Consider the following 7,503-nt stretch of genomic DNA (forward strand, 5'->3'; position numbering starts at 1 on the left):
TTGTGATATACAATACCAAATACCTAATATTAATATTGTTAAGACAAAACCAATGATAAAAACAGTTTTAACTTTTTTTAAAAATGGTTTTTTTGTTTCTGTTTCTATTGTTTCGGTTGTTGTTGTTTGTTTTTTAATTGGCATGATATTTGCTCCTTTTCTTTTTATTTTTTTATTTTTTTTAAAATGGTGTAATTTTTTTTAATTTCCTGGGCGTTAGCTTTTTGTTTTTGGTGTGTGGTGGTTGGGAAATTGTTATGGCGCAACTGGGTTTTTGAAAAACCCTGGTTGCGTAAATGGGGTTTGGTTTTTTTTGGTTTTTTTGTTGTTTGTTGCCTATTGTTGTTCTTGTTTTTTTTAGTTCATTCTTTTTTTTTTGGTGAAGGTTTGCTGTTTGAGTCTTTGTCTTTGATTAATTTATCAAGTTTTTCGATTATTTTATCAAATTGTTTTTGATTTATTTCATGACATTCGTCAATATTTTTCAATTTCGTTTAATTTTTCATTTAATTTTTGTTTGTTGATTGGATTTTGCCTCTTGTACTGTAATAAAAATAAAATGTAACGATTAAAAAGACCATAATAGCGTGAATTAATACAAAAACCAGACTTTTTAATGAAAATCTGCTTTTATTTTCGATAATTTTTTGTTTTCCATAAGTTTTTATTCCTTTTTATTTTTTAGTTTTTATATGTGTATAATTTTTTAATGCCTTAGCGTTTTTTTTTTTTTTTAAAAAGGTTTTGGTAAAATTTGGTGTGGTCGAAAGATGGGATTTGAACCCATAACTTCTATTCTTTAGTGCTATAACGATTTAGCTACTTCTCGGTTTCTTTTATTTTAAAAATAAAGAAAAAGACTCAAAATGAGTCTTTGTTCTTAAATGAATTAAGCGTTAATGTTTACGTTGTTTTTACGATTTGAGATTTGATGATTTCTTTTGTTCCTTCGAACGATTTGCCATCTTTATCAACTAATTCATATTCAACAATAACTATTATTGATGTTAAATTATCGCCAGCAATAGCTGTTTGTTGTGTTTCAACTGAGATTTGATAATCTTGATCTGCAACTATTTTTACGCGTTTAGTATCGTCATAAATTGTACCGTTGACTTTAAGTTGTGAACTAAAGAATTTACCTATTTCATCATTTTCGTATTTTATTATTGTTTTCAAAAACATATCTTGTTCAATTTTTTTTCCTTGGCTGTCAAGTTTTCCAACAAAATTTTTGATTACTGTATATGTGTCAGTAGTTGGTGCTGTCATTGGTATTTCAGTTGGAATTAAAAATTTGTCAACTGAAGGATCTTGTATTCTAGCTTCTGTAACAACTAATCTAGCAAATTTGTTTTGAACGTTTACTGTATGTCTTGTTTCAGTTTTAAAATAGTTAGATATAGCGAATGCAATACCACAAGTTGTTAATATTACTCCAATAAAAATTAATGATAAAAATGTGAAATTTAAAATATTTTGTTTTCTAGTGTTTTCCATGATTTTTCTCCTTTCTTTTGAATTTTTATTTATAAATAAAAAAAAGAATAATTTAATTATTATTAGTTGTCAGTTTTACGACTATAACAAGGTCGTGTTTTTTAGGTTTTTGGTGGTTTTTATTGTTTACCTGGTGTGTTTGTGTTTGTTTGTGTGGTTTTTTGTAATTTGATTTTATTTTTTAAGGCCTTGGCAGTTTTTTTTTTTTTTTTTTTTTTTTGCCTGTGTTTTTTTGTTTATTTGGTTGGGTGAAAATTAATGATTGTTTTTTTGAAAAAAAACAATCATTGAAGTTTGTTTGGTTTTTTTGTTGAGGGGTTTTTAGTTTTTATAAAAATTAATGAAATTTTATTAATGTTTATAAAAATTAAAAACCCATTTAAATGGGTTTTTAATTAATAATCAAAGTTAGATGATTATTTTGTAGCTGGAGCTGATGGTGTGTCAGCTGGTTTTTCAGCTGGTTTTACAGCATCATCTTTTTTGTCAGATGTTGCTGATTTAGATTCATCTTTTTTATCAGTTGTTTCTTTTTTATCAGTTGTTTCTTTTTTATCAGTTGCTGTTGGTGTTCCAGTTGCTGCTGGTATTGGAGTTGTAGTTCCAGTCGCTGCTGTTGCTACTTCAGTTGTTCCAGTTGTTGGTGTTACGCTTGGACGACGTATTTCAGTTAATGTCATTACAAACATGCTAAATGTACAAAAAAGAATTAAGAAAATATTAGTTACGATTTGTAACTTTTCAACGTTTTTAGTTTCCATGTTATTTTCTCCTTTCGTTTTTTTTATTTAAATAAAAAAAAGAACAATTTAATTGTTCTTGGTTTGTTAGTTTAGCGACAATAACAAGGTCGTGATTTTTATTTTATGTTTTTTTATTCAATTGTTTAAAATAAAAAAAAGACTCGTGTAAGTGAGTCTTGTTTATTTTATTTTTTTTGTTCCATCGGGGTTGTATTCCGTTATTTTTTTAATGGTTCTATCGAGGTTATATTCTGTTGTTTTGGTTGGTTGGCCGTCAACAGGGTTGTATTCTTCAATGTTTTTAATGGTTTTATCGGTGTTATATTCTGTTTTTTTAATTAATATTCCATTTTCGTATTCACCATTTTGTTTAATAGTTTGACCATCAGGGTAATATTCTGTTGCTTTAGTGTTTTGGCCGTTTTCGTTGTATTCGTCAATTTGTTCAATTGTTCGGCCGTTAGGTTGGTAATGTTTTGCTTTAACTAATTTTTCGTTTTCGTTGTATTCGTGAATTTGTGCGATAGTTTGGCCATCACGTTGGTAGTGTGTTGATTTAATTAATTTTTCATTATCAGTATATTCGTCAATTTGTTTGATAGTATTGCTTCTTTTTTGATAGGTTGTTTGTTTGATTATTTTGTTGTTTGTATTATATTCCACATCGACTTTGTTCCCATATTGATCAATACATTTTTTTATGTTTGTTTGTGATCCGTTTGTTGAATTTGGAGTTGACGGTTTGAATTTGTTATAATAATACCGACCAGCACCGATTAAAATTATTAAAATAATAAATGTTATAATTATTTGTTTTAAGTTCATGATTTTTTTTCCTTTTTTTTTATTTTTTTAAAATATATATAAATATTATAAATAAATTATACAACTAAAGTCATATAATTTATTTTTTGACAATATTTATTCCATAACGTGTATATCTCATGTTTCTAGCATGATTATCTCTTGCATTAAAACTCGGTGATTTTTGTTTTAATTGATTTTTGTTTGCTTCGATTAGTTCGTTATATCGTGCTCGTGTTTCTTCTAATTCTTGTTCTAAATCACGTTGTACTTCTAAATTATTTATATCTTGTAATTTATTTTCAAGATCTTCAATAATTTTTTTAAATTCTTGAAGTTCTAAACGATTTTCGTTTCTAATTCCTTTAATTTGTTTTTTTTCGTTATTTGCTGCTTGTTCTAAATTTGCTGGATTTGAGTCTTTTAACAATTGGTCTCCTTTAGTTTTGCATTCTTTATATCTATCAGCACAATCTTCAAAATCTTTATCAGTTTTTTCAACAATAGATTTATAAGTAGATTCATCTATCATTTTTGGACTTCCATCTTCTTTACAAAATTGTCTTTGTAAAGTATTAAATATTTTATTACCTTCGTTAAAATATAATGCTGTTTTTGTAATTTGTCCTCCAACTGCTTTAGTGCAAATTCCAGCAGTTTTTACTAAACATCTACCAGTTGCATAATCAGTATACATATCGAATCCTTTAAATAATGCATTAGTAAAATTTCCAAAATTGAATTCGTGTTCTTTTTCGTAAGTAATACAAGCAGCTCTACATGCTTCCGCAAACGAACGTTTCATTGCGATTTCTTTTTTTTCTTCTTCTATTTTTTGCATTTCAGCTTTGTTTTCTTTAATTTGAGCTTCAATTTTATCAAGACGGTCTTTTCTATTATTAATTTTTAATAATATTGCTTGTTCGTCAGTTGTGAAATTGTCAAAATCTCTTTGTAATGAATTTTTTAACGTTTCAGCTCTTTTTAACATGTCATTATACATTTCCTGTTTGTTTTTTAATTTACCAATTTCTCTTTTTACACCGACTATTTTTTCGATGATATCTCTATGTTCTTTTTGCAATTTGGCGATTTCTTCATTTAATTTTTTGCGTACTTCTTCATCTAGTTCTTTAGCTAATTGTTCTTGTATTTGTTTTGTTTTTGCTTCATTTTCTAATTTTTGTTTTTCTAAGTCAATTAATTGACCGTTTAAAATACAAATGTTTTGTTCGATAAATTTACATTTTTCCTTAATTTCTTTAATTTTATTTTCGTTTTCTTCTAAATGTTTTTCGACTTTTTCTTTTTCTTCTTGAGTTAATTCAAGAGTTTCGGATAATTCTTTTATTTCAGTTGCAATTTTTTTTGCTTCGTCATATAGTTTTGTATTTAATCCATCATAATTACTTAAAAGATTATCGTACTGCTTAAGTTTTTCGTCTATACAAATAAATGTTTTGGGTGTATATTTAGATAATGGTACTTTTTTAGTTATATAGATAAATATTCCTAATAATGTAATTAATATTGTAACTGAAATGATAATTTTTTTTAATGAAAATTTATATATTCCGTAAATTAGAAATATAATAGGTATAATTGCAACAAATGAGAATATAATTTTATAATGTTGAAAAAATAATGTTGTCAATGAAATCATATTTAATTTTCCTTTCTTGTTTTGTTTTTTTAATTATTATGATTTTTATTATACCTTTGCGTTTGCTTCTTTTTTGTTTTTTTTGTGTGTTTGATGTTTTTTTGTTTTTTGCGGGTTGTTATTTGTGTTGTGTTAAAATTATAAATTAAATTATAAAAATTAATGTTTTATAGTTTCTAATTTTTTTAACATTCGAGCACAACGTTTTTGTTTTCTTATGTCTATCATTCGATTATATTGTTTTGATTTTAAAACTTCTTTTCGAGCTTCAATTTCATCTAATTTATTTTCATAACGGGTGTTTAATATTTCTTGTAAAATTATCATGTTTTCCAATTCTTCATTTTCAATTAAATTTAATTTTAAATTTTTAACAATATTTGTATAATCATTTAATTTTACATTTTGTTTTTCTTTAATTTCGATATTTGTGTTATCTTCTTTAATTTCTTTTTTTTGTAAATTAATATCTTTTTGTTTATCTTGAAAATCTTCAATTAACCAAATACCTTTACCACCAGTGAAATGACATATTTTTTCAATTAATTTATTATTTTCATTGAATTCATTTTCATGTTTTTCAATTACACAGTTGCATCTATTACAAACATCTTTATATGTATCTGCATTTATCATTTTTGGTGTATTATCATCATTGAAATAATCTTTTTTGATAATGTTATATCCACGTTGAAATTCATGTGTTGTAATTGCAATTTTATCTCCATGTTTTTTTAAATCATTTGTTATATTTTTAAACATTTTTGCAGTAAATGTATTTTGATAAATTTCGAATCTTTCAAAAAGAGCATCTTGAGGATTTTCAAAACTAAATTTGTGTTTTTTATTGTAATCGTCCCATGCAAGTTTACATTGTTTTGCTAATTCTAGTTCAAGTTTTAAATGATTGGTTTTGTTTATAAGTTCTAATCGTTTTACTTCTGATTTAACAATCAAGTTTTTATATTCTTTTAGATGTTGTTCCTCTGTTTTGATTTGATTAAAAACAGTTTGTTCCTTAGAAGTTAAATTTTTATATTTGTGTTCTAAATCTTGTTTAATTTTTTCAGCACTAACTAACATTTCATTAAATTTTTCACATTGACTTTCTAATTCTTTAATTTTAGGTTTAATTAGATTAATTGGTTCTACAATATCGTGTAATTCGTCAGTTAATCTATCAATTTCTTTTTGTAATAGTTCGCGTATTTGTTCGTCTTGTGTTTTTAAGTTTTTATTTTGTATTTTTTGTTCTTCTAAATTAATTAATTGACCGTGCCAAAAACAAATGTTTTTATTATTATCTTTTATTTTATCATCGATTTCTTGGAATGTATTTTCATTTTTGTCTAAAAGTTCTTTAATTTTTGTTTCTTGTTCTTCAGTTAATGTTATTTTGTCTTGTAATTCTGTTAATTCAATATTGATTTTTTCTAATTTATTTTTTAATTGTGATTTTGTTCCTTCAAAATTGTCATAGACGTTTTCTAATTTATAAATTATATCGTCAAATCTATTAACTGTTATATCAGCGTATTTAGATGATGGATCTTTTTTTCTTATATAGGAAAATAACCCGAATAATATAATTAATGCCACAACTGAAATAATAATTTTTTTTCGTGAAGATTGGTATATTCCATGAATTAAAAATATAATTGGAATAATTGCAATAAATGAAATTATAATTTTATAATATGAGAATAATAGTTTTGTTATTGAAATCATATTTATTCCCTTTCTTATTTTGTTTTTTTTAATATGATTTTTTTGTTGTGTCTTAGCAGTTTTTTTTTTTTTTTGTTTTGTGCTGTTTAGGATTGATATATACACAACTAGGTTTCTCAAAAACCTAGTTGTGTAAATGGGTTTTAAAATTATTTAGATTGAGATGTTAATTCTTTTTCTATTTGGTTTAACACGTCAATGTTTGGTGAAATTATCATTTTGTATGCTTGTTGTAAATCTTCTTTGTTAATTACTTTTCTTTTATCTTCACCAGTTCCACGGTTTCTTGCGAATACACTGACTGTCGTTTTTAAAAGGTTTTCGAGTGTACGATTTGCTTTTAAAAATGCTTGTTCTTGTGGTAAACGTTCTAATGATTCGTTAATGACGTTTAATAAATAATCTTTTGATTCAGGACAGTATGGATTATTACGTTTTTTGATTAAGAATTCTAACATTTTTTTACGTTCTTCTCTATTTCCTGGTTTAACTTCAATGTTGTAAGTGAATCTTGATTTAATAGCTTCGTCGATTTGTTCGACGTGGTTTGTTGCACCGATGACAAAGATTGGTTTGTTTGGATTGTTATCAACTGATGTCATTTCAGTTTTAAATTGGTTAACAACGTTTGCAATTTCGGATCCAGCTTCAAGTGAACCTAAATCAGTAAAAATAGTTTCACATTCATCTAAAAAGATAATTGCTCCGTTATTTTCTTTAGCTTCAGCTTCTTTTCTTGCTGCTGCAAATAAGTCTTGAACCATTTGTGGTGCAAGTCCTTTGTATTTTTGAGAGAAGATAGAACTGCTTACTTCGAAAAACGGTAATTTAGTCTCTTTTGCTAATGCTCGTGCTAATGTTGTTTTACCAGTACCAGGACATCCGTACATTAAGATTCCTAACGGTGCTTCAACATCTCCGATTCCTTCATAATTTGATTTATTTTTTAAGTAGTCTAAGAATCCATCACATGCTGTTAATTCTTCTTTAAATCCGATTAGTTTGTCAAATGATAAGAATTTATTAGAATTAGCTGGTTTGAATTCGTATGCTGGTCCTTCGTCA

The 7,503-nt window shown here is 25.9% G+C and carries 7 protein-coding genes and 1 tRNA gene; all 8 read right to left on the reverse strand.

The features are described 5' to 3' along the window. Positions 1-362: 362 nt before the first annotated feature. Positions 363-488: a hypothetical protein gene (locus KTO59_RS02880; protein ID WP_284928533.1), complete on the reverse strand. Its 126-nt coding sequence runs from the start codon at positions 486-488 to the stop codon at positions 363-365. 272 nt (positions 489-760) lie between these two features. After that, positions 761-829 (reverse strand) — tRNA-Ser (locus KTO59_RS02885). A 74-nt stretch (positions 830-903) separates the two neighbouring features. After that, complete coding sequence (locus KTO59_RS02890) at positions 904-1,500, reverse strand: hypothetical protein (protein WP_284928535.1); 597 nt, start codon at positions 1,498-1,500, stop codon at positions 904-906. 416 nt (positions 1,501-1,916) lie between these two features. After that, the gene (locus KTO59_RS02895) at positions 1,917-2,261 is read right to left on the reverse strand and encodes a hypothetical protein (protein ID WP_284928537.1); all 345 of its coding nucleotides are present in this window, start codon (positions 2,259-2,261) and stop codon (positions 1,917-1,919) included. 162 nt (positions 2,262-2,423) lie between these two features. Next, positions 2,424-3,068, reverse strand: a complete 645-nt coding sequence (locus tag KTO59_RS02900; protein WP_284928539.1) for a DUF2963 domain-containing protein — start codon at positions 3,066-3,068, stop codon at positions 2,424-2,426. A gap of 79 nt (positions 3,069-3,147) precedes the next feature. Further along, positions 3,148-4,710, reverse strand: a complete 1,563-nt coding sequence (locus tag KTO59_RS02905; protein ID WP_284928540.1) for a hypothetical protein — start codon at positions 4,708-4,710, stop codon at positions 3,148-3,150. A gap of 159 nt (positions 4,711-4,869) precedes the next feature. Continuing rightward, positions 4,870-6,438, reverse strand: coding sequence for a coiled-coil domain-containing protein (locus KTO59_RS02910; RefSeq protein ID WP_284928541.1), 1,569 nt, complete (start codon positions 6,436-6,438; stop codon positions 4,870-4,872). A gap of 149 nt (positions 6,439-6,587) precedes the next feature. Beyond that, positions 6,588-7,503 (reverse strand): AAA family ATPase (locus KTO59_RS02915; RefSeq protein WP_284928542.1); only part of this gene is annotated, 916 nt, incomplete at its 5' end.

The organism is Candidatus Phytoplasma sp. AldY-WA1 (assembly GCF_020312115.2).
Classification (GTDB): Bacteria; Bacillota_I; Bacilli_A; order Acholeplasmatales; family Acholeplasmataceae; genus Phytoplasma; species Phytoplasma vitis.

What these genes read in the sequence shown, in the direction of transcription:
- KTO59_RS02890 (WP_284928535.1), bottom strand. Translation starts at nt 1,500, where the DNA reads ATGGAAAACACTAGAAAACAAAATATTTTAAATTTCACATTTTTATCA.
- KTO59_RS02895 (WP_284928537.1), bottom strand. Translation starts at nt 2,261, where the DNA reads ATGGAAACTAAAAACGTTGAAAAGTTACAAATCGTAACTAATATTTTC.
- KTO59_RS02900 (WP_284928539.1), bottom strand. Translation starts at nt 3,068, where the DNA reads ATGAACTTAAAACAAATAATTATAACATTTATTATTTTAATAATTTTA.
- KTO59_RS02905 (WP_284928540.1), bottom strand. Translation starts at nt 4,710, where the DNA reads ATGATTTCATTGACAACATTATTTTTTCAACATTATAAAATTATATTC.
- KTO59_RS02910 (WP_284928541.1), bottom strand. Translation starts at nt 6,438, where the DNA reads ATGATTTCAATAACAAAACTATTATTCTCATATTATAAAATTATAATT.